Here is a 20,810-nt window from a genome sequence, read left to right as displayed (position 1 = left end):
CCCCCTAGCGGCCGGGCCAGCACGGCTGGGAGATCAGCCGCTCCCACTCCTCGTCCGGGTGCCCCGGGAGGGTGCGCCCTGCCTCCCGCCAGCGCTGGACGACGGAGAGGTAGATCGTGGGCTGGTCGGGGGCGGGCGCCGGCGCGTGCGGGCCCGCGTACGGCGCCGCGTACGGGGGCCGCTCGTGCCCGGCGGTCCGGGCCGTGGCGGACTGTTCGCCGCGACTGGCGGGAATGCGTACCCAGCCGCGGCCCTGTGCTCGCTCCGTGCTCATCACGGACCCCTTCTCCCCGCGGATCTCACCGCAGGTGCGTCTTCGGATGTCCCGGTGGTGGTACCCCCGGACCCGGGCCGGGGGAAGCAGCCCGGACGGGCCGGACGGCACCGGGGGAGCCCGGCCGCGGCCCCCGGGCACCGAGGCGCTTGCGGACTCCTCTCACCAGTCTCCCCGCCGTGAAGCCCGCACCGTGCACGAATCGCATGGAAGGGCCGAATGAGGGAGCCGCCAGCAGTCCCGCGAAGAACAGCCCGGGCCACGAGGACTCGAAGCCGGGGCCCAGTTCCGGGGCCCTGCCGGCGCCGACGGTCGCCAGCGCGGCGCGCAGCCCCGCGTCGAGGATGTCCAGCCGGTCCAGGCCCGGGGCGAAGCCGGTGGCCGCGATGACGTGGTCGACCTCCATGACCACGGATTCGCCCTGGAGGGTGGTCAGCCCGAGCCGCGTCCGCTCGCCCACCGGCACCGCACGGTGCAGCCGGTGCCCGAGCAGCGCGGGCACGCGCCGCTCGAAGCGGTCGCGCAGCCACCAGGCGCCGGCCGGGCCCAGCGCGGTCGCCGCGATCCGCTCCCGGGTGTGCGGGGGCAGCCGGCGCACCGCCCAGGGCAGCTCCGACCAGACCCAGCTGCGCCAGCCCGTGCCGAGGCCGCTGTGCGGATCGCGCAGGGCGCGCAGCGGCGGCCTGCTCAGCGGCTGCGGGACGGTGTTCCAGTTCAGCCGGGAGCGCCGGGCGACCAGGCACGGCCGGGCGCCCTGTTCGGCCAGCAGGGCGGCGGTCTCCAGGGCCGCCTGCCCGGCCCCGAGCACGGCGACCTCCCGGCCGGCGAAGCCGGACAGGTCCCGGTGGCCGCTGCTGTGCGAGTAGTGCCCGGGCGGCAGCCCCCGCAGTGCCTCGGGGAGCCGGGTGAAGGGCATCACCCCGGCCGCGACGGCGACCGTACGGGCCAGCAGGGGCGGTCCCTCGGCGGTGCGGACGCGGAAGCCGTCGCCCTGCGGGGTCACCTCCGTGACGGTCACCTCCTCCACCTCCGGCCCGGCGTGCCGGGCGAACCACATCCCGTACGCGCTGAACGTGCCGATGGGCAGCGGAGTGCCGTGTTCCGCGACCGTTCCGAGGGAGGCGCAGTACTCGGCCAGGGTGTGCCGGCCGTCCGGCGCGGACAGGTTGGAGGACCACGGCTCCGACTTCAGGTACATGCCCTCGGGCATGTGGTCGCGCCACGAGGCCATGGGCCGCCCCAGCAGCCGTACGCCCAGACCCGCGCCGGCCGCGTGCGCGGCGATCGACAGCCCGTACGGGCCCGCGCCGATCACCACGAGATCGTCGATCCGCGTCACGGCCGTTCCTCCACCTCACTCGTCACCTGCGGGTCACCTGCCCGGCCCCGCCCGCCGGGCCCGGTCAACGGCTCACCAGTTCGTCCGGCTCGGCCGAGGCCTCCGGCGGGGCGGGGCGGGAGACCGACCCGGCGGAGGTCCCGCCCAACGGTTCCCGCCCGCCTTGCTGTTCCCGCCCGCGCTGCCGGGGCGCGCGGACGACCGCCCGCGCGGTGCGCCGGCCCTGCGCCGGGACCCCGCGCAGGGCTCTCGCCCCCTTGGCCGCGCCGCGTCCCAGGAACGCCGCGAGCATCGCCAGGAACGGCTTGACGTCGTCCCCGGCGAACCAGGCCGCCTCTACCTGCCTCCGCTCGGCGGCCGGGCCGGGCGCGGGGGACGCGGGGGACGCGGGGGACGCCGCCGGGCGGCGGCGCGGCAGGGACGGGCCCCGGACCGCCGCCAGCAGCGCGTAGTTCTCGGCGACGAACACCCGGCCCGCGCCGCCCGAGGGCTGCGGGACCCGCTGGCCCGTCAGGTCCAGGTACATCGCCTGGACCACGTCCAGGCCGGCCGCGTCCGTGAACAGCCTGAACTGCGCGCCGGGGCGGGGGTTGAAGTCCACCAGCCGGAAGACCCCGCGCTCGTCCCGGCGGAAGTCCAGGTCCAGGATCCCCTGGTAGCCGAGGCGTTCGGCGAGCTTCAGCGCCGCCTCCTCCACCGCCGGGTCCGGCAGCCAGCGCCCCACCGCCGTCAGGCCCGTGCCCACCGGCCAGGCCAGCTCCTTGCGGCCCGAACCGGCGAGCAGCGGACGCCCGCCGCGGGTGAAGGCGCCGTGGAAGAACCAGTCGGTGTCCGGCCCGGCCGGCAGGAACCGCTGGAGCAGCAGCCTGCTCCCGGCCTCGGCGGAGCGCTCGTACAGGCGGCGCGCCTCGGCGGTGGTGTGCACGAGTGTGGTGCTGCGCAGTCCGTCCGCCCCGGTGGGCAGCAGCCAGGGCCGGCTCCACTTGGCGACCACGGGCAGGCCCAGCCGCCAGGCCGCCTCCGCCGCCTCCGTTCCGCTCGCCGGGACCACGGTGTCCGGGTGCGGGACGTCCCACCGCGAACAGAGCCGCGACAGCTCGGCCTTGTCGGCCACGCGGGCGGGCAGGTTGTCGGGCTGATGGGGGATCCGGAAACGGTCGCGGAGCTTCGGGGCGATCCGGGACACGGCGATGGCGCTCAGGTCGTCCATCGCGACGAGCACGGCCGGGCGGCCGATCCGCTCCGACACCCCGGCCAGGCACTCCAGCAGGGCCTCCGGCGCCTCCGGGTCCAGCCCGCCGGCGGGCCCGGGATGGGCGGCGCGCAGGTACCGCGAACGCCCCATGGGTCCTCCCCCGGCCTCGACGACGGCATGGACCTCCACGCCCTTGCGGCCAAGGGATCTGACGGCGCCGAGGGTTCCGTGGTGGAACGGATTGCGGTCGAGTCTGAGCACAACGGCGGGCACATGGTTGGCGAACGCGTGCATGGCAGCGGTGTCTTTCACCTAGTCGGACCAAGCGGGGGTGGTGGGCAACTGCTAATGGCCTACGCGGTAGTCACCGAACAGGCCGTTCGTCGGATGTGATGCCTAACGTCTTGGCAAGCACACCGATTCAGGAAAGCTCGGGAGACGCCATGCCCAGACCACGCCGCCGACTGGCGGGCACCTGCATCGGGACGGTCACGGCCGGACTGCTCGCCACCGGTGCCGCCCTCGCGACGCCGGACGAGAACCGTGCCGAGGACTCCGGCATCGCCATGGGTGCCTATCTCGACTACGGCCCGAACGGGGTGGCCCGCATCCCGCACCTCTCGCGCTGGCTGGGCGGCAGGGACATCCGGGTCGGCCACACCTATCTCCCCGGCGACCAGTGGGCCGGCATCGAGGGCCGGGTCTCCTTCCTGGGGGACTGGGCGCGATGGCGTCTCGCGGACGACGACCGGATGTTCGTCCTCAACGTGCCCATGCAGGCGCGCAACGAGGAACGGGTGCCGGACGAGCAGGTGGCCCGGCTGATCCGGGCGGGCGCGCAGGGCCAGTACGACGTGCACTTCCGCAGGCTCGCCGAACGGCTGGTGTCGCTGGGTGTCCCGGACACCGTGATCGTGCTCGGCTGGGAGATGAACGGCGTCACCTACACCCACCGCTGCCGCCCCGACCCGGCGAACTGGAAGGTGTACTGGCGGCGCATCGTCACCGTGATGCGCGCCGTGCCCGGCCAGAAGTTCAAGTTCGACTTCGCGCCGAACAGGGGTACGGACGCGATCGGCTGGACGAAGTGCTACCCGGGCGACGACGTCGTCGACATCATCGGCATGGATTCGTACGACCAGGGTCCCGGGCAGACCTTCGACGACCAGATCTCCCAGCCGTACGGGCTCCAGAAGCACGTCGACTTCGCGCGGGCGCACCGCAAGGCGATCTCCTTCCCGGAGTGGGGGCTGTTCCGGCGCGGGGACAACCCGGAGTACGTACGGCGCATGCTGGCGTGGATCGAGCAGAACAAGCCGCTCTACCACACCATCACCGACTACTGCCCGCACGGCGTGTGGCAGTGCAAGCAGAACCCGGCGTCCGCGAAGGTCTTCCGATCGGCGCTGACGCCCGAGGCGCCCGGCCCGGTGACCCCGACGCCGGTCGTGCCGACGCCCGTGGTGCCGACCCCCGTGGTGCCCACTCCGGTGGTGCCGACTCCGGTCGTTCCCACGCCGTCCGTGCCCACGCCGCAGGTGCCGACTCCCCAGATCCCGACCCCGGCAGTCCCGACTCCGGCCCTGCCGACCCCCCAGGTCCCCACACCGCAGGTCCCCACGCCGGCAGTCCCCACGCCCCAGGTACCGACCCCGCAGGTGCCGACCCCGCTCCCCGAGCCCTCGACGGCCGAACCGAGCCCGGTCGTGCCGAGCCCGGTCGTGCCGAGCCCCGAGGTGCCGACACCCGCCAGCCCCAGCCCGCTGGAGCCGGAGCCGAGCCCCGAAGTGCCGAAGCCCTCGCCTGCGGCGCCCTCGCCCGTGGGGCCGGCGCCCGTCACTCCGAGCCCGGTCGTGCCGAAGCCCCAGCCCACGCCGGTCAAGCCGCAGCCGCAGCAGCCACCGCCGGTCAACAGCATGCAGTGGTGCGTGCCGATCAACTTCGGCGAGTGGCTGTCCAAGCTCGTCGGCAAGCAGTCGGTCTGCATCAAGATCGACCTGGGCGGGGGCTCCGGCTTCTGGCCCTTCTAGGTCCTGTCCGGAGTTCCGGCGCGGGAGAAGGGGCGGCGTCCGGTGCCGTCGAGTCCAAGGCGGGGGAGGGAGTCGACGCGGAGCGTCGGCGACTGACGACAACGCCGGAAGCGGCGGTGCCGGACGCCGCAACGCCGCGGGGGAACTCCAGACAGGACCTACGGAGTGTCCGCGAAGCAGCGCCGGCCCCCGCCGGGCAGGCGGGACCGAGTGGACACGACCGGGAAGGGTCATCGCACCCGCAGTTCGTTGAGCCGCGCCCGCCAGTCCCTGGCGGCCGGCAGCGCCTCCCGCAGCGCGTCCACCGCCCGCTCGCGCCCCGTCACCTGCGACTCGTGCAGCCGCAGCAGGGGCGCGAGCGCCCTCGTGGCCATCAGGAAGCGCTGGTTGACGAGCGCCGCGGGCCGCCAGTGGTTCTTGTACGGCTCGTTGCCCCGCAGGAAGCTCACCACCGGCCGGCCCTCCTCCAGCGCCCGCCCGGCCTCGTAGCGCAGCAGCAGCGTCGCCACGTCCACCTTGCGCGCCCGCAGGTCCGGGTCCGCCCCGTAGAGGTAGCCGCCGCTCAGTCCCGCCGACAGCAGCGTGACGTTGGCGGCCACCACCTTCCCGTCCAGCCGGAACTCCGTCAGCCGGCCCTCCCCCGCCCGCACCATCCGGCGGGTGGCCCGGGTCAGGTGCTCGGCGAAGCGGGGCCGCAGGTGCTCCGGCGTCACCCCGCGCCCGCGCCACTGCTTCTCGTGCAGCCGCAGCAGGTTCCGTACCGCACGCGGCACCTCCTGCTCGGTGGCCTCGTGCTCCTCGATCCCGGCGGCGTCGGTCTTGCGCAGCTTCGCCCGCACGCGCTGGGCGCCGGAGGCGGGCATCCGCTTGACCAGTTCGTCGAACGGCAGGGCCGGCAGCTCCATGCACGTGGAGTCGGCGAGCCTGCTGCCGACCCCGGGCCACTGCCGGTACAGCTCCTCGGCGGCGGCCCCGGGACGGACCTCCCGCAGGTCGACCACCGCGCCGCGGGCCGCCCGGTGCAGCCCGTGGGCCAGCGCCGGGACGACCTGGCCGGCGTGCTCGGCGGCCACCAGCACGTCGAAGTAGTCGGTGATCGGGCCGCCGAGGGGCACCAGCAGGGGAATCGGCCGGTGCACGAGCATCAGAGCGGCCGCGCCGACCAGTTCCCCGCCGCGCCGGACGAGGACGATCCGGAGCCGGCCGTCCTTGCCGTACGTCAGCCACCACGAGTGCAGCCAGGCGTGGCTCTGGAAGGGGGTGGCACTGGGACAGGCGCGGACGAGCCGGTTCCACGGCTCCTCCAGCGCGGCGAACTGCCGGGGGTCGCGGCACAGCGTCACCGACAGGGCCCCGGTGGAGCCCGAACTCATCGAACGGACTCCTTCTCCTTGGCCGAGGCCGGCTCACCCTGCGCCGGGAGGGTGGCGTACTCCTCGGCCGGGGCCTCGGCCGCGTGCTCCGCCACCGGCCGGGCCGCCGGACCGGCGGCGGACGCGGCCACGCCCTCCTCGGGGCGCCGCGCGCGGCCGGGCCGGGCCAGCAGCCACAGGCCGCCCAGCAGCCCGCCGGCGCACATCCCCACGGCACCGCTGATGGCGGCGGACGGGGAGGCGGGGTCGGCGGGGGCCACGGCCTGGTTGAAGAGGAGCAGTTGGACGCCGGTGTTCTTGGCGGCCTGGTTGCTGCTCAGCGACAGGGCGTCGGCGACCGCGTTCGCGATGTCGGCGGCCTCGGCGGGGTTCGTGGAGGTACCGGTGATGGCGATCATCGGGGACTCGGGGGAGGTCTCGGCCCGCACCTGGGTGCGCAGCTGACGCGCGGTGAGGCCCGCGCGGGGCTGTGCGTAGGCGAGGGTGGCGCTGCTGGTGGCGATACGGGCGTACGCCTGCGCGAAGCCGAGGGCGGTGGCGGGCTCGGTGGTGTCGTCGGGGACGGCGACGACATAGCTGGTGGCGGCGTACTCGGGGGCCTTGAGCACCCCGTACGCCCCGCCGGCGGCGAGTCCCAGCGCGGCGCAGACGGGCAGCGGCCACCACACGGGGGGCCGGGTGAAGCGCCGCCTGGGACTCTTCCCGGAGCGGTGGTCCGCCCTCTTCTCCGGCTTCTCGGACTTCTTCTCGGCGCTGTCGGCCATGGTCGTGCTCGCTTTCTGGAGGGAGGTGGGTCCTGCGGGTCCCGGCCGGGACCCCTTCGGGTGTGTGGGGGTCAGCCGCCGGTGCGGGGCGTCTGCCGGGGGGAGCCGGGCCCGGGCACCGTCAGCCCCGCCGGCGACCGCTGCGCGGGGCCCGGTGCCTGCGGAGCCGGTGCGTGCGGTTCCGGCGCCTGCGGTTCCGGCTCGGAGCCCCGGCCCGTCCCCGCCGCGCGCGGCGCATCCGAGAGGGCGAGGTCGTACACGTCCAGCAGTCGGCGCGCGCTGCCGGCGATGTCGTAACGGCGCACCACCGGCGGCGGGGGCAGCCGTCGCGCGCCCGCCTCCATGTGGCCGCGCAGCGCGGCGACGAGCTCCTCGGTGCCGGTGCCGATGCGACGGGCTCCGGGGGCCTGGGCGGCGGGCAGGTCGTCGATGGCCGGGCAGGTCACGTGCAGGACGGGAAGCCCGGCGGCCAGGGCCTCCACGACCGCGAGCCCGAAGGCCTCCTCCCGCGACGGCGAGACGAAGACGTCCATGGCGGCCAGCAGCGCCGGGATGCCGGGGGTACGGCCGTCGGGGCTGTCGCCCAGCGGGTCCCGCTCCCCCAGCAGGTGGATCCGGCTCTGCACGCCCAGCTCGGCGGCCAGCCGGCGCAGCCCGGCCCGCTGCGGGCCGTCCCCGGCCAGCAGCAGGTGCGCGCCGGGCAGTGCCGCCACGGCCCGGACCAGTACGTCGAAGCGTTTGCCCGGGACCAGCCGGCCGACCCCGCCGACCACGAAGGCGCGCTCGGGCAGCCCGGTGCGGGCCCGGGTGGCCCGGCGGACGCCCTCGTCGAAACGGAAGCGGACGGCCTCGATCCCGTTCGGTACGACGTGGACCCGCGCGGCCGGCACCCCCCACCCCTCCAGCCGCGCGGCCACGGTGTCCGACACGGCCACGGTCGCCGCGCCCAGCCGTTCACTGGCCAGGTACAGGGCCCGGACCCCGCCCGAGAGGGGGCGGCCCTCGATCTCGCCCTCGCCGAGGGAGTGCTCGGTGGCGACGATCGCCGCGGTGCCCGCGAGGCGGGCCGCGATGCGCCCGTACACGCAGGCCCGGTACAGGTGCGTGTGCACGAGGTCGTACTGGCCGCGCCGGATGAACCGCACGAGCCGGGGCAGCGCCCCCAGGTCCCGGTTGCCGCGCATCCCCAGGTGCACGACCCGTACCCCGTCGGCGCGCAGCCCTTCGGCCACCGGGCCGGGGTTGGTCAGCGTCAGTACGTCGCACCGCATCGGCATGTGCCGTAGCAGCAGCCGCAGTTGCTGCTCTGCGCCGCCGACGCCGAGGCCGGTGATGACGTGCAGTGCCTTGACCGATTCCATCGCCTTCACCGGGACACCGCCCGCCCCAGCTCCCGGACGTGGTGGCGCAGGTGCTTGGCCCGCAGCCGGAGGCCGCCGTCGGCCTGGCTGACGTGCGTGCGCGGCAGGGCGTGCCGGCCGGCGAGGCGGCCGGGGTCGATGGCGCAGGCGTAGCCGTAGCCGGCCGCCCGCGTCGCGTCGACGACCCGGGCGTCGAGGTGCCCGTACGGGTAGCAGAACCCCTCGGGCAGGGCTCCGGTCAGCTCGCGCAACAGGTCCCGGCTGCCGCGCAGTTCCTGCTGGAGCACATCGTCGGCGGCCGCGGTGAGGTCCTGGTGGAGCAGGCCGTGCGAACCGATCTCCTGCCCGGCGGAGGCGACTTCGCGGATGCCTTCGGCGGTGAGCAGGGACTTGCGCGGCCCCAGCGGGTCCCACACGTTGTCCACGCCGAGCCGCCCGGGCAGTACGAAGAGGGTGGCGGTGCAGTCGTGGCGCTGGAGCAGCGGCAGCGCGCGGGTCAGGAAGTCGGTGTAGCCGTCGTCGAAGGTCAGTCCGACCAGCCCGGCTCCCCGGCCGGCCGCCCGTGCCCGCAGCAGCTCGCCGACCGACACCCCGCGCAGGCCCCGGGAGCGCAGCCACAGCAGCTGGGCCTCCAGGGCGCGGGGGGTGACGGTGATCCCGTACGGGTCCTCGGCGGGGTCGGTGAACTCGGCGACCGAGTGGTACATCAGGACCCACGGCGGAGCGGTCCGGCGGGCGGGGGCCACCACGGCGGCGGGGGCCGTGTCGGTGTCAGCGGGCATTGCGGAACCTCTGCGTGAACTGGGAGATCTGAGCGGGCAGGGCGGTGACTTCGAGGGCGCGTATGGCTGTGCCGGTGGCGCAGAACATGGCCGGGACCAGCAGGCAGCCGAGGGCGGCGCTGAGCAGCGGGTCGGGGATCATCGGCCCGGCGATCCACCCGGTGGCGCAGGCGGCGCCCGCGGCCACCGCGAGCCGTCCGATGCCGACGGCGACCCGGCGGACGTGGATGGCGATGATCCGCGGGCCGAGTCCGGTGAGCAGCAGGGCGGCGGCGGTGGAGATGCCGGCGGCGTTGGCGGCGGCGATGCCGTAGGTGCCCCACCAGCGGACGGCGAAGGCTCCGGCCACGATGTTGACGAGCAGTCCGGCACTCATCGCGAGCGCCGGGAACCAGGTGGGCCGGGCGGTCGAGAAGAAGGGCCGGGACAGTGCCCCGACGAGGCAGTGGCCGAGCAGTCCGAGTCCGTAGACCCGCATGACGGAGGCGGTGGCGAGGGTGTCCTGGTGGGTGAAGGCGCCGCGTTCGAAGAGGACCTGGATGATCTGGGGGGCGTATCCGATGACGAGCGCGGTGCCCATCAGGACGGCGAGGGAGGCCAGTGCCAGGTCCCGTTCCACCCGTCGGCGGGCTTTCTCCCGCTCGCCGCCGGCCATGGCCTGGGCGACGACGGGGAAGGTGACGGTGCAGATCATCAGCGACAGCACCATCGGCATCTGCGCGACCTTCTGCGCGTAGTTGAGGTGGGAGATCGCCCCGGGCTGGAGTGAGGCGGCCAGGAACCGCTCGACGAGCACCTGCGACTGGCGGAAGACGGCGAAGAGGATGACGGGGGCGATGACCCCGAAGGCGATGAGGGTGGGGCGGTCCCGGTCGCGCTGGCTGCGCGGGGCGGCGGCCCGTTTGGCCCGGGGCGGGCCGAAGCCCACGTTGCGGATGAAGGCGGGAAGCTGCACGAGCGCCATCAGCAGCCCGCCGACGGCGACGCCCGCGGCGGCGGCCCGCACGCCCCACAGGGTGTGGAGGGCCACCATGGTGGCGATGATGCCGATGTTGTACGAGACGTAGATCGCGGCGGGCGGCAGGAAGGAGCGGTGCGCGCGCAGCGCCGCGCTGAAGTAGCCGGCGACGCCGAAGGAGAGCACGGTCAGCGCGGTCAGGCGGGTGCACTCGACGGCCAGTGCGGGGTCGGGCAGGCCGGGGGCGAGTACGGCGACGACGGCCGGCGCGGCGACGACGAGGACGGAGGCGACGGCGGCCAGGAACACGACGAGCCGCGGCAGGGTCGCCCCGACCAGCAGCCGTACGGGGTCCTGCGCGCGGGCCTCCCTGCGGGTCAACCCGGCCCGGGTGGCGGCCCGCCGGGCCAGTGCGTGGCTGAAGGCGGGGACCATCAGCAGCGCCATGGCGTCCTCGATCAGCAGCGTCGAGGCCATCTCCGGGACGGTCCAGGCGATGAGGAAGGCGTCGCTGTCGTGCCCGGCGCCGAAGAGGTGCGCGATGGTCTGGTCGCGCACCAGCCCGAACAGGGCCCCGGCGGCGGTGAGCCCGGCGGTGACGGCGGCGGCCTTGGCCAGGAACCGCCCGAGCGGTGCGCCTGCGGCGGGCTCGGCGGACACCTCGGCCTCGCCCCGGCGGCGGCCGCGTGCGGACCGGCTCCCGCCGGAGGCGGCGGGTACCGCGGACCCGGCCGGATCACGGTCGCGGCGGACACCGCCGAACCGCCTGCCACCGGGGGTGGAGCGTACGGAGGCCGCGCCCCGGCCGTGCGCGGCACGGGGCTGCCCCCCGCCCGGCCCGGCGGCCCCGCCCTCGCGGCGGACATCGCCGAGCCCGTCGGCCGGTGCGCGGGCTCCGGGCGCGTCGGCGGATGCGCTCGTGGTGCGCGCCGCCACCCGCACGCCGAGCCCCGCCGGGGCCCCGCCGGGATACCCGGCGGGGCCGAACAGCGGCTCCCGCACTGCGGACCCGCCTCCCGGCAGGCCTCCGGCGACGAACCCCGGGTCCGCCGGAGTCGGCACGACGCCGGAGCCCGTGGGGGCCGGACCGGCCGCGGGCGCGTTCCGTACGTACCCGGCGGAGCCGAAGGGGCCCAGTTCGCCGGGCGGGGGCGGCGGAACGCGGGTGTGGCCCGCCCCGGCGGGGAGGCCGGAGGCGGGCCGCCAGGGCGTGGTGTCCGTCACCGGCCGCTCGAACTCTCGGGGGCCGCCCCCGCAGCGGCGACGGCGCCGCGCAGCGGATCGGCACCGCCGGGCGAGGGAAGCGCCCACCAGGCCGCCAGGCCGATGATCACGCCCGTCAGGACGGTGGACGGGCCGCCGATGTCCGCGTAGAGGAAGTCGGTCAGCTGCCACACGAACAGCCCGGTCGCGATCAGCCCGCAGTCCCGCATCCGCGCCCCCGCGCCGGAGACGAGCCGCCGCAGCCCCGCGACCAGCAGCGCCGCCCAGCCGCCCGCCAGCGCGATCAGCCCGATGAGGCCCTGCTCGCTCAGGATCAGCAGGTACATGTTGTGCGGGGAGAGCAGCGGTTGGCGGATGTACGCCTGCCCCGCGCCGGCGGTGTCGCTGCCGGAGGAGAGCCCGAGCGAGGCGTGGCCGTCGCGGTGGGCGGGGAAGCCCTTGAGGCCCACGCCCGCCGCCGGCCGCTCGCGCCACATCGACTCGGCGGCCGACCACATCGTGTAGCGGTCGGTCACCGACTGGTCGGGGGCGCTGGAGACCTGCGTGATGGAGGTGAGCCGCTCGGCGACCATCTCGGAGCCGACGCCGAGCCCTCCCACCAGGACCACCCCGGCGGCGGCCAGCGCGGCGAGGACGGTCAGGGCCCGCCGGATCCCGGCCAGCGCCATCACCAGCAGCGCCGCGCCGAGGGTGGCGATCCAGGCACCACGGCTGAAGGACAGCACCAGCGGCAGGACGAGCACCAGGGCGCAGCCCGCGGCGATCCGCCGCAGGCGCGGCGGCAGTCCGGGGGCGAGGGCGGCCGCCGTGGCGACGACCAGCCCGTAGGCGACGACCGTGGCCATGCCCATGACGTCGCCGGGGCCGAAGGTGCCGACGGCCCTGATGTCCTCGCCCTGGTAGGAGGCGCCGGTGTGGGTGGCGTACTGGACCACCCCCACCGCACCCTGCACCAGCGCCAGGACCACGAAGCAGCCGGCCGCGATCCGGAACTCCCGTGCATCGCGGACCAGCAGCACCACGGCGGCCGGGACGAGCACGAAGACCTGGAGGTAGCGTACGAAGCCCGGCAGGGCCGCGTACGGGTCTCCTGCGGTCACCGTCGCGACCGCGAGGCCGACGGCCGGCGCCCCGAGGACGAGGACCCCCAGCGGGGTCAGCGCCCGTACCCGGCCGCGCAGCGCCTGCACGGCGCAGACGAGGACGAGCAGAAGCGAGGCGGCGTCGGCGGGGCCGACCTTGCCGGAGGCGGTCGCGTCCCCGGCCGGGATCGGGGCGAGCAGCAACAGCACGGTCGCGGCGAGCGGCAGCAGCGGCCAGTGCAGGCGCAGCATGCCCGGTACGTCCGGCCGGGCCCAGTGGCCGGGGGCGGCGAGGCTCATCAGCTGCCCCCCAGCCGGAAGCGGAAGAAGGAGGCCGCGGTGCGGGCGAGGATCCACAGGTCCTGCCACAGCGACCAGGTGTCGATGTAGTGGTTGTCGAAGCGGGCCCGGTCCTCGATGGAGGTGTCCCCGCGCAGGCCGTTGATCTGGGCGAGGCCGGTGATGCCGACGGGCATCCGGTGGCGGGCCTCGTAGCCGGGATGGACGGTGGAGAACTTGGCGACGAAGAAGGGCCTTTCGGGGCGCGGGCCGACCAGGCTCATGTCGCCCCGGACGACGTTCCACAGCTGGGGCAGTTCGTCGAGGGAGGACTTGCGCAGGAAGGAGCCCACCGGGCTCATGCCGCGGTCGCCCGCGACCGTCCAGCGGGTGGCGGCCTCGTGCTCGTCGGCGCGCAGCGTCCGGAACTTCAGCAGGGTGAAGGGGCGCCCGTACAGGCCGACCCGCTCCTGCCGGAAGATCACGCCCGGCCCGTCCCAGAGGCGTACGGCCGCCGCGCACAGCAGCATCACGGGCGCGGCGGCGACCAGGGCGACCAGGGCGAGCGCGGAGTCGATCACGCGCTTGGCCCAGCGCTCCGGCAGCCGGGCCGGGCGCGGCAGCAGCGGCTGGACGGCGTATCCCCACAGCTGGTCGGCCGGGTGGGTCAGCCGCATGCCGGTGACCTTGGCGGTGCCGGCCGGGTCCGCGAGCCACAGCCGGCAGCCGTGGTCGTGGAAGAGCCGGACCAGGGAGGCGGTGCGCTCGTCGGCTTCGGGCGGCCGGGTGAACACCGCGTGCCGGACGGAGTTCTGGATGACCGCGCGCCGGATGTCCTCGGGGGTGGCGAGGAGCGGCAGGACGCCGGTGCCCGCGTCGGCGGCGGCCGCGGTGTCGGCGAGCCCGACCGGGCGCAGACCGAACTCGGGGCGGCTGTGCAGGGCTGCGGCCACCGCGCTCGCCCCGGCGCCGGGTCCGACGACGAGGGTGGAGGCGGGCCGGCGCAGGGCTGCCCGGCGGTGCAGCTGGTTGGCGATGCCGCGGCCGGCGCAGACCAGTACGGCCTGCAGGCACACGGCGGTCAGCAGCACGCTCCAGCCCATGGCGCGGGCGGGGGCCAGGGCGGCCGTGACGGCGGCCGCCGCACACCACAGGACGGCGGAGCGCCCCACCAGGGCGGGCAGTTCGAGGACGGCGGAGGGGGCGAGCCGCGGCCGGTACAGGCCGGCCTGCGCGTGCAGTGCGACGAGCAGGACGGGCAGCGCGGCGACGGCGGGCGCGGCCGCCGGGGCGGGCAGCTCCGGTCCGGGCAGGGTGGCCGCGGTGAGTACGGCGGCCAGCGCGTCGGCGGTGAGCAGGGGGAGCACCCGGCTGCGGCGGCGGACGCGCCGCGGGCGTACGGCGGACCGGGCCTGCTCGGCCCTGGGCCCGCGCGGCGGGTGGATGGCGGTCGCGGAACGGCGGGCCGCCGCGTGGGGCGCGGGCGCGAAGGCGCTGCCGCCGGGCCCTGTGCCGCCCTGCCCGGTGTGCCGGGCGGGTGCGCTGTCCATCGTCATCGGCTGATGCGCTCCTGGTTAAAGGGCCGGGGCCTGCCCAGCAGTTCGTGGTACAGGCCGCTGACCGCGTCCGTGGTCCGCCGCACGTCGAAGTCGGTCCGGGCGTGCTGCCGGGCCTGCTCCCCGAGTTCGGCGAGGAGCCGCGGCTCGGCGAGCAGCCGTCCCAGGGCCTTGGCCAGTGCCGTCGGGTCCTCCGGCGGCACCAGGCACAGGCGTCCCTGGCCGGGCGGCAGGCTCTCCCGGGCACCGCTGACGTCGGAGACCAGGACCGGCCGGCCACAGGCCATGGCTTCGAGCGGGGCGAGCGCCATGCCTTCCCACCGCGACGGCAGTACAACGAGATCGGCCGCCCGAAGCCACGGTCGGATGTCCGCGGCGGCGCCCGCGAAGTGCACGCTGGTGCCGGACGGCGCCGTGCGCTGAAGCCGTTCGGTGTCGGGGCCGCCGCCGACGAGGGCGAGGCGGGCCGTGGGGACCGTGGCGAGCACCTCCGGCCAGGCCTGCAGCAGGATGTCCTGGCCCTTCTGGGGGCAGATCCGGCCGGCGCAGACCGCGAGCGGCCCGCCGGCCGAGAAGGAGGGCGGCAGCGGCAGGGCGGCGCGGGACTCGGCCCGGTCGTGGCCGGCGTCGGGTGCGCCGGGCCGGAAGTGGTCGAGATCCACGCCGTTGCGGATCACCGTCCAGTGGGCGTTGATGCCCTCGGACTCGCCCGCGCGGCGTTCGGCCTCGCTGACGCAGAGCACCCGGTCGGCCCAGCGGGCCGCGTACCGCTCCCAGCGCAGGGCGAGCGCGGCGGTGGCTCCGCCGACGGCGTCGAAGGACCAGGCGTGGGGCTGGAAGACGGTGGGGAGGGTGCCGCGCGCGGCGAGCCGTCCGGCCAGTCCGGCCTTGGCGCTGTGGGCGTGCAGGAGGTCGGGCCGGACGCGGCTCAGCAGCCCGCGGGCGCCGGCCACTTCGGCGGGGAGCCGGGGGCCTGGGGACCGGCCGGCCCGCCAGGTGAACACCTCGGCCCCGGCCGACCGGGCCGCGTCGCCGAGCGTGCCGCCGGGCGGGCAGCCGACGACGGCGCGGATGCCCTCGGCGGTCTGGGCGCGGACGAGGTCGGTGACGACCCTGGCCACACCGCCGTCGACGGGCTGTACGAGGTGGAGGACGGTCGTGGGCTGTGCCGCCCGGGAGTGTGTGGGCACGGGGAGTGCTCTCCTGCGTTCAGCGGCGCGCTTCTGTCTGAACGAAGAGCACACCGAGGAAATGACCCTGACTTTCGCCCGTGAACGTGAAGTTCAGGCTGCGGGCGCCACCGGACAGGGCGGGACTCAGATCGAAAACGTCCGCGTCATATCCGAGATTATTAATATGATCGGGCTGCCGCACGAACGGCTGCCCTCCGAATTCCGTGATCGTGGAATTCATAACATCATTAAAAGGATTTTCTCCGTCACTGAGATTCACCCGGCGACCACTGTCGGCCGTCACGATGAGTGAGTCCCCGAGGGTCCCGCGGTCCCCGTCGTACCCGACCACTCCGACCTTGCCCGCCGACCCGGCCGGCACGTCCAGGCCCTCGACCTCGACGGTTCCGTCGCCGGCCCGGGCGGCGAGCGACTCGAAGCCCTCCCACAGCGAGATCCGGCGCAGCGGCTCCTGCGGGTGCTCGTAGGCGACGACCAGCGTCCAGCCGCCCCAGGCTCCGACCTCGGAGTGGCCCATGGCGATGTTCAGCTGCGCGACCGTCCACATCCCGGCGCCGCCCCTGCGCACCAGCGGGGTCACGTCCGCGGACGCCTGATAGGCGTCGCTGCCCGCGTCCGTGCGGTGGCCCATCACCGTGTCGGCGAGGACCTCCTTGTACGCCCCGCCCGGCTCGGCGACCAGCACCCGGCCGTTGTCCTCGGGCGGCTTCTGCTCGCCCACCCGCAAGTTCCCGCCCCAGTAGAGCCGGGCGTACGAGACCTTCGCGCCCTGGGGGACCTTGAGCTCGGCCCGGGTGGAGTTGTAGGTGTCCGGGTTCTTGTCGACCTCGCTGTAGAACATCTCGAACTCGCTGTTGACCCCCGCCGCACCCCGCTTGACCTCGGCGCACGACTCCGCCTGCGGGGACTGCTCCCTGCGGCAGCTGATGCCCGCGTTGGAGGCGCGGACCAGCCCGCCGTGCTGCACGGCCTGGTAACGCTGGGTGAAAGGGACCCGCGGCAGCTCCCTGGGGGTGGGCGCGGCGGCAGCCGCGGGAGCGTTCACGGAAAGTGCGAGGCAGGACAGCAGGCCGAGCGCGCCGAGGATTCTGCCGGAGGAACCCATGACCCTGTCTCCATTTTCGATCAAGGGAACAAAACAGGAGTGAACTTTGTCAGAAATCGGGCTGGAAATCACGCCGGACTCGCTCATACGGCCTTTTGGGCGATAGCACACACCCTCGCAACGGGCGGGTCGTTAAGAGGTGCACCATTGTTCGAGCCGAAAGGAAATTCGCAGATGAAGAAGAGGCTGCTGCGCGGCACCGCCGTCGCCGCCGCGGGTGTCGCCGTGCTCGTGGGCGGCGCGGGCCTCGCCTCCGCGCACGGGGGCGGCGCGACGGCCGAGGGCCTCGCCGCCGGGTCCCCGGGCGTGGCGAGCGGCAACCTGGGCCAGGTCCCGGTCCACGTCCCGGTGAACGTCTGCGCCCTCACCGTGAACGTGGTCGGCGCGCTGAACCCCGCCTTCGGCAACACCTGCGTGAACGCCTGACCGTCAATCGCGCCGCCCGAAACGGCTGCATCCGAGTGAAGCCACGCAACCCGAGCCGGGTCGCGGCCGTTGGTCCGGGTGCTCCGCTTCCGGGCAATCCTGCAAAAAAGGGATGACAATGATCAAGAAGATGATGGCCTCGGCCGCGGTTGCCGCCTCGGTCGTGGGCATGGGTGCCGCGATGGCGCCGCAGGCGATGGCGGTCGGCAACGACAACGGCATCAACACCGTCAACGGCAACAACTCCGCGCAGATCTACGGCAACCAGGCCACCTACGGCAACATGAGCCCGCAGATGGCGCTCATCCAGGGTTCCTTCAACAAGCCCTGCATCGCGCTCCCCGCGAAGGCCAACGTCCAGTCCGTGCTGGCCCTGGTCAACGTCGGCGTCCAGGACATCCCGGTCCTGTCCAGCCCGCAGAACCAGCAGTGCACCGAGAACTCCACCCAGGCCAAGGGCGACGAGGCTCTCTCGCACATCCTCAGCAACATCCCGGTCCTCTCCGGCAACGCCTCCGCCGGCAGCTGACCGCCCCCGCGCACGCGAGGCCGCCGCACCTTCGGGTCGCGGCGGCCTCGCCGCTTGTCGGGCGGACCCCGGTACGGAATTCGCGACGCAAATAGCCGGAGGACCGGCCGCCGAAATTCGGGCGGAGCATCGGGGTGAATTACCCGGCGGTCTCCGAAAAGGCGCGGTTTCTTTTGCCCGGGTGGCTCGTTGTTAATTCTGCAGCGGATACACCTCTGCGGGAAGGATCGAAACGAAATGACGTACAAGAAGGCTGTGGTGCTGGCCGCCGGCGCTCTGATGGCAGCTGGTGCCGCCTCCCCCGCCATGGCCGACTCGGTTGCCGACGCCAAGGCCGTGGGCTCCCCGGGTGTCGCCTCCGGCAACGCCGTCCAGGTCCCGGTCCACATCCCGGTCAACCTCTGCGGCAACAGCGCGAACCTCGTCGGGCTGCTGAACCCCGCGTTCGGCAACACCTGCGTCAACGCCTGACGCAGCGCCTGCGCCCGCAAGGGCAGACCTCCTCGAAGGTGGCCTCGGAGTGCACGGCGGTGCACTCCGAGGCCACCTCCGATTCACCACCGGCGCCTGCCGGTAGACAGGGTAAGGACCCATGCGACAGGTACTGAGCCGACAGGTTCTGGGCAAGGGCATGCTCACGGCGGCAGCCGCGTCGAGCCTGCTGTCGATCGCGACCGGTGCGGCCTGCGCGGCTTCCGGGACGGCCGAGGTCTCGCATTCGCCGGGCGTGCTCGCCGGCAACAGCGTCTCGGTGCCGATCACCCTCTCGCCGAACGTGTGCGGCAACAGCGTGGACGGCGGCGCGGCGCTCAACCCCGCGATGGGGAACACCTGCGCCACCGGCTCCGGCACGCACACCGACGAGGGCCCCGGCCACGGGCGCTACCTGAGCCCCGAGCACGCCGAGGCCTTCGAGCGCTACCTCGACGAGCGCTCGGGCCGCCACGCCGTCCCCGAGCAGCGGCAGGAACCGCGGCGCTACGAGGTACCGCGGCAGGCGGTGCCGCAGCAGGCGGTGCCACAGCAGCAGGCCCCCCGGAAGGAGGGCCCCCGCCACGCCAAACCGCGCCACGAGGAGCCGCGCCACGAGGGCGGCTACGGCGGCCCCGGCGAGCAGCAGCAGGGCCCGGAGGAGGAGTGCGACGACCACCCGGCGCCGCCCCCGCCGGCGCACCACGCCCCGCCGGCGCCGGCGCCCGAGCACCCGCACCCGATGCCGCGGCCGGTGGAGGACCACCCGGCCCCGCTGCCCGGACCGGGGCCGGTCCAGGAGGCGCCCGCGCCGCCCGGGGAGCAGCCCGTACCGCTCCCGGAGCCCGCACCCGGCCCGCAGTCCCCGGCCGAGGAGGCGCCGAAGCCGCTCCCACAGCCGCAACCGCCGGTCGCCGAAGAGCCGCCGCACACGCTCCCCGCCCCGGCCCCCGTGGTCGAGGAGGCGCCGCCCGCGCCGCCGCACGGCAGCCACCCCGTGGAGCGCCCCGCCCCGGCCCCCGGCCCGGAGGCCGCACCGCCTGCGGACCAGCCGCCGGCCGCCCCCGCCGGCGACACCCCCGTCCACCTGCCGCCGGCACCGGCCCCGGCACCGGCGCCCGCGCCTGCCCCGGCGCCACTGCCCGCCCCGGCGCCCGCTCCGGCCCCGGCCCAGGTCGGCGCGCCCGTGCTGGCCGAGACCGGTGCGGGTCAGCCCGCGGCCGCGGCGGTCCTCGCGTCGGCCCTGATCCTGGGCGGCGCCATTCTGTACCGGCGCTCGCGCGCCGCCTGACCGGCGATACCGGTAATCGCAAGAAATATCGGCCGGAGAATCCCTCGTCGGATTCTCCGGCCGCTGTCATGTACCCGCGTTCCGTTTCCACGGCGCCCGGGAATCGTTACGCATGGCGATAGCGGCGCGCCGGTCGCCGCTGATGCCTCTGTCCACGAAAGAAGAGGATTTCGATAATGAAGCTCACGAAGGTCGCCGCTGTCGTCGTCGGCTCCGTCGCCGCCCTCGGCGCCTCCGGTACCGCGTTCGCCGCCGAGCCGGCCGCCGCGATGCCCCCCATGAGCCTGACCGGCGGGGTGACGCAGACCCTCGACGCCGTCGCCCCCGTCACCGAGAACCTTCCGCAGACGGTGGGCAACGGGCTGGCCGAGCAGGGGGACACCGTCAACAAGGTCGTGGGCACGGCCCAGAAGGTCAACCAGGCCCGCAACGACGTGCCCGGCACCGTCCTCGGCCTCGCGAACGGCGCCACCCAGGCGTCCCCGATGCTGGGCGGCGTACAGCTCAACGGCGGCAAGGGCTGAACCGCGCGGCACTAGGTTCCGTCCGGCACCTGCCGACAAGACTGTGGGCGCCACCGGCAAGGCCGGGGCGCCCACGGTCAGTTGTGCAACCGACCTCAGTTGTTGACGCAGGTGTTGCCGAACGCCGGGTTCAGCAGCGCGATCACGTTCACGGTGTTGCCGCAGACGTTGACCGGGACGTGGACCGGGACCTGCACCAGGTTGCCGGAGAGGACGCCGGGGGAACCCACGGCCGCGCCCTCGGCCGACGAGTCGGCGACGGCGGAGCCGGCGGCACCGGCCGCGGCGAGACCAGCGGTGGCCAGGACCAGGGCGGCCTTCTTGGCAGAGTTCATGGGAAGTGCACCTTCTGTTCGACGTTCCGCCCCGCTCCGGGGCTCACACCGAGCGAAACGTTCCACACTCCCAGACGACACGGTTCTGCGCACGATCAGACCTGTTCGGCTCAATCGCTGTCGCCGTGTTGCCGTTCCGGGGACCTTTACGGAAGGGCGGGGAGCTGGAGGCCCGGGAGTTCGACGTCGGGGACCTCCGCGTCGGGCACCTCCGGCACGAGGTCCACGGGAGCCGCCGGATCGGGCAGCGCGGGCGGGGTGAGCGGCGGCAGCTGCGGGACCTCGACCCCCGGGATCTCGGGGAGTTGCACCCCGGGAAGGCTCGGCAGGTTGATCTCCGGGAGCTTGATTTCGGGGAGCTTGATCTCGGGCAGCTGGATTTCCGGGATCTTGATGTCCGGCAGGGTGACGCCCGCCGGGAGCAGCGCCTGGATCTGCTCCAGGAGGCCGTTGACGAGGTCGTCGATCGGGCCGGCCGGGGCCGCCTTGGTGGACACCGCACCGGAGCCCGAGTCGACGGCGCTCGCGGGGGCCGCCGCGCCGGTCAGTATGACGACGGCGAGCGCCGAGGGGACGAGGAGGCGGGCGCGGGACGGCTTCGTGCGGTGCATGGGGGTTCCTTCACGGGGGGACACGGGGACATGCGAGCGGACCGTCGGGACCGCTCTTCACCCACCGTGGGAACACCCCTCACGGAGCGCAACAGGAGCCGGGGCGGC

General features: G+C 74.6%; 20 protein-coding genes. 6 read left to right on the top strand and 14 right to left on the bottom strand.

Annotation, left to right across the window (positions count from 1 at the left end):
- Positions 1 to 4 precede the first annotated feature (4 nt).
- From ACFWFZ_RS10895 to ACFWFZ_RS10885, 3 genes are all read right to left on the bottom strand, one after another.
- The gene (locus tag ACFWFZ_RS10895) at positions 5 to 274 is read right to left on the bottom strand and encodes a hypothetical protein (protein ID WP_387119759.1); all 270 of its coding nucleotides are present in this window, start codon (positions 272 to 274) and stop codon (positions 5 to 7) included.
- A gap of 25 nt (positions 275 to 299) precedes the next feature.
- Positions 300 to 1,604 carry an NAD(P)-binding domain-containing protein gene (locus ACFWFZ_RS10890; RefSeq protein ID WP_387119972.1) on the bottom strand — a complete coding sequence of 435 codons (1,305 nt, stop codon included), beginning with the start codon at positions 1,602 to 1,604 and terminating at the stop codon, positions 300 to 302.
- Positions 1,605 to 1,677: 73 nt separating this feature from the next.
- Positions 1,678 to 3,120, bottom strand: a complete 1,443-nt coding sequence (locus ACFWFZ_RS10885) for an ATP-grasp domain-containing protein (protein WP_387119756.1) — start codon at positions 3,118 to 3,120, stop codon at positions 1,678 to 1,680.
- A gap of 131 nt (positions 3,121 to 3,251) precedes the next feature.
- Between ACFWFZ_RS10885 and ACFWFZ_RS10880 the strand changes: the two genes are divergently transcribed.
- A complete protein-coding gene (locus ACFWFZ_RS10880) occupies positions 3,252 to 4,838 on the top strand; it encodes a glycosyl hydrolase (RefSeq protein WP_387119753.1) in 1,587 nt (528 codons plus the stop codon).
- A 230-nt stretch (positions 4,839 to 5,068) separates the two neighbouring features.
- Here the strand turns inward: ACFWFZ_RS10880 and ACFWFZ_RS10875 are convergent, their stop codons facing one another.
- From ACFWFZ_RS10875 to ACFWFZ_RS10835, 9 genes are all read right to left on the bottom strand, one after another.
- Positions 5,069 to 6,211 carry a GNAT family N-acetyltransferase gene (locus ACFWFZ_RS10875; RefSeq protein WP_387119750.1) on the bottom strand — a complete coding sequence of 381 codons (1,143 nt, stop codon included), beginning with the start codon at positions 6,209 to 6,211 and terminating at the stop codon, positions 5,069 to 5,071.
- Positions 6,208 to 6,975 carry a lipopolysaccharide biosynthesis protein gene (locus ACFWFZ_RS10870; protein WP_387119747.1) on the bottom strand — a complete coding sequence of 256 codons (768 nt, stop codon included), beginning with the start codon at positions 6,973 to 6,975 and terminating at the stop codon, positions 6,208 to 6,210. The genes ACFWFZ_RS10875 and ACFWFZ_RS10870 overlap by 4 nt, the downstream gene beginning before the upstream one ends.
- Before the next feature lie 71 nt (positions 6,976 to 7,046).
- Complete coding sequence (locus ACFWFZ_RS10865) at positions 7,047 to 8,336, bottom strand: glycosyltransferase (protein ID WP_387119970.1); 1,290 nt, start codon at positions 8,334 to 8,336, stop codon at positions 7,047 to 7,049.
- 5 nt (positions 8,337 to 8,341) lie between these two features.
- Complete coding sequence (locus ACFWFZ_RS10860) at positions 8,342 to 9,118, bottom strand: polysaccharide deacetylase family protein (RefSeq protein WP_387119744.1); 777 nt, start codon at positions 9,116 to 9,118, stop codon at positions 8,342 to 8,344.
- Positions 9,108 to 11,300: a lipid II flippase MurJ gene (locus ACFWFZ_RS10855; protein WP_387119741.1), complete on the bottom strand. Its 2,193-nt coding sequence runs from the start codon at positions 11,298 to 11,300 to the stop codon at positions 9,108 to 9,110. The genes ACFWFZ_RS10860 and ACFWFZ_RS10855 overlap by 11 nt, the downstream gene beginning before the upstream one ends.
- Complete coding sequence (locus ACFWFZ_RS10850) at positions 11,297 to 12,682, bottom strand: O-antigen ligase family protein (protein WP_387119738.1); 1,386 nt, start codon at positions 12,680 to 12,682, stop codon at positions 11,297 to 11,299. Before ACFWFZ_RS10850 ends, ACFWFZ_RS10855 begins: the two co-directional genes overlap by 4 nt.
- Complete coding sequence (locus ACFWFZ_RS10845; protein WP_387119735.1) at positions 12,682 to 14,217, bottom strand: exopolysaccharide biosynthesis polyprenyl glycosylphosphotransferase; 1,536 nt, start codon at positions 14,215 to 14,217, stop codon at positions 12,682 to 12,684. Before ACFWFZ_RS10845 ends, ACFWFZ_RS10850 begins: the two co-directional genes overlap by 1 nt.
- The gene (locus ACFWFZ_RS10840) at positions 14,214 to 15,407 is read right to left on the bottom strand and encodes a glycosyltransferase (RefSeq protein ID WP_387119732.1); all 1,194 of its coding nucleotides are present in this window, start codon (positions 15,405 to 15,407) and stop codon (positions 14,214 to 14,216) included. The genes ACFWFZ_RS10845 and ACFWFZ_RS10840 overlap by 4 nt, the downstream gene beginning before the upstream one ends.
- A 19-nt stretch (positions 15,408 to 15,426) precedes the next feature.
- Entirely contained in the window at positions 15,427 to 16,587 is a 1,161-nt protein-coding gene (locus tag ACFWFZ_RS10835) for a DUF3344 domain-containing protein (RefSeq protein WP_387119967.1), read from the bottom strand.
- Positions 16,588 to 16,689: 102 nt separating this feature from the next.
- Between ACFWFZ_RS10835 and ACFWFZ_RS10830 the strand changes: the two genes are divergently transcribed.
- From ACFWFZ_RS10830 to ACFWFZ_RS10810, 5 genes are all read left to right on the top strand, one after another.
- On the top strand, positions 16,690 to 16,941 hold the full coding sequence (locus tag ACFWFZ_RS10830; protein ID WP_387119729.1) for a chaplin: 252 nt from the start codon (positions 16,690 to 16,692) through the stop codon (positions 16,939 to 16,941).
- Between the two features lie 118 nt (positions 16,942 to 17,059).
- Positions 17,060 to 17,470, top strand: coding sequence for a rodlin (locus ACFWFZ_RS10825; protein WP_030031071.1), 411 nt, complete (start codon positions 17,060 to 17,062; stop codon positions 17,468 to 17,470).
- 237 nt (positions 17,471 to 17,707) lie between these two features.
- Positions 17,708 to 17,941 (top strand): chaplin, encoded by a 234-nt coding sequence (locus ACFWFZ_RS10820; protein ID WP_387119726.1) that lies wholly within the window; start codon positions 17,708 to 17,710, stop codon positions 17,939 to 17,941.
- Positions 17,942 to 18,062: 121 nt separating this feature from the next.
- Positions 18,063 to 19,232 (top strand): chaplin family protein, encoded by a 1,170-nt coding sequence (locus tag ACFWFZ_RS10815; RefSeq protein ID WP_387119723.1) that lies wholly within the window; start codon positions 18,063 to 18,065, stop codon positions 19,230 to 19,232.
- Between the two features lie 176 nt (positions 19,233 to 19,408).
- Complete coding sequence (locus ACFWFZ_RS10810) at positions 19,409 to 19,756, top strand: hypothetical protein (RefSeq protein WP_387119720.1); 348 nt, start codon at positions 19,409 to 19,411, stop codon at positions 19,754 to 19,756.
- 95 nt (positions 19,757 to 19,851) lie between these two features.
- On the opposite strand, the gene ACFWFZ_RS10805 is transcribed toward ACFWFZ_RS10810, so the two are convergent.
- Positions 19,852 to 20,091 carry a chaplin gene (locus ACFWFZ_RS10805; protein ID WP_030649260.1) on the bottom strand — a complete coding sequence of 80 codons (240 nt, stop codon included), beginning with the start codon at positions 20,089 to 20,091 and terminating at the stop codon, positions 19,852 to 19,854.
- A gap of 146 nt (positions 20,092 to 20,237) precedes the next feature.
- Positions 20,238 to 20,702, bottom strand: coding sequence for a hypothetical protein (locus ACFWFZ_RS10800; protein WP_387119716.1), 465 nt, complete (start codon positions 20,700 to 20,702; stop codon positions 20,238 to 20,240).
- Positions 20,703 to 20,810: the final 108 nt, after the last annotated feature.

Source organism: Streptomyces sp. NPDC060232, assembly GCF_042726555.1.
GTDB lineage: Bacteria > Actinomycetota > Actinomycetes > Streptomycetales > Streptomycetaceae > Streptomyces.
The sequence above is the reverse complement of the archived record's forward strand: the minus strand, read 5'-3'. Positions and strand labels throughout refer to the sequence as shown.

Coding starts and splice junctions, on each gene's coding strand:
- ACFWFZ_RS10825 (WP_030031071.1), top strand. CDS start 17,060: ATGATCAAGAAGATGATGGCCTCGGCCGCGGTTGCCGCCTCGGTCGTG.
- ACFWFZ_RS10850 (WP_387119738.1), bottom strand. CDS start 12,682: ATGAGCCTCGCCGCCCCCGGCCACTGGGCCCGGCCGGACGTACCGGGC.
- ACFWFZ_RS10865 (WP_387119970.1), bottom strand. CDS start 8,336: ATGGAATCGGTCAAGGCACTGCACGTCATCACCGGCCTCGGCGTCGGC.
- ACFWFZ_RS10895 (WP_387119759.1), bottom strand. CDS start 274: ATGAGCACGGAGCGAGCACAGGGCCGCGGCTGGGTACGCATTCCCGCC.
- ACFWFZ_RS10810 (WP_387119720.1), top strand. CDS start 19,409: ATGAAGCTCACGAAGGTCGCCGCTGTCGTCGTCGGCTCCGTCGCCGCC.
- ACFWFZ_RS10815 (WP_387119723.1), top strand. CDS start 18,063: ATGCGACAGGTACTGAGCCGACAGGTTCTGGGCAAGGGCATGCTCACG.
- ACFWFZ_RS10880 (WP_387119753.1), top strand. CDS start 3,252: ATGCCCAGACCACGCCGCCGACTGGCGGGCACCTGCATCGGGACGGTC.
- ACFWFZ_RS10845 (WP_387119735.1), bottom strand. CDS start 14,217: ATGACGATGGACAGCGCACCCGCCCGGCACACCGGGCAGGGCGGCACA.
- ACFWFZ_RS10875 (WP_387119750.1), bottom strand. CDS start 6,211: ATGAGTTCGGGCTCCACCGGGGCCCTGTCGGTGACGCTGTGCCGCGAC.
- ACFWFZ_RS10860 (WP_387119744.1), bottom strand. CDS start 9,118: ATGCCCGCTGACACCGACACGGCCCCCGCCGCCGTGGTGGCCCCCGCC.
- ACFWFZ_RS10805 (WP_030649260.1), bottom strand. CDS start 20,091: ATGAACTCTGCCAAGAAGGCCGCCCTGGTCCTGGCCACCGCTGGTCTC.
- ACFWFZ_RS10820 (WP_387119726.1), top strand. CDS start 17,708: ATGACGTACAAGAAGGCTGTGGTGCTGGCCGCCGGCGCTCTGATGGCA.
- ACFWFZ_RS10800 (WP_387119716.1), bottom strand. CDS start 20,702: ATGCACCGCACGAAGCCGTCCCGCGCCCGCCTCCTCGTCCCCTCGGCG.
- ACFWFZ_RS10830 (WP_387119729.1), top strand. CDS start 16,690: ATGAAGAAGAGGCTGCTGCGCGGCACCGCCGTCGCCGCCGCGGGTGTC.
- ACFWFZ_RS10870 (WP_387119747.1), bottom strand. CDS start 6,975: ATGGCCGACAGCGCCGAGAAGAAGTCCGAGAAGCCGGAGAAGAGGGCG.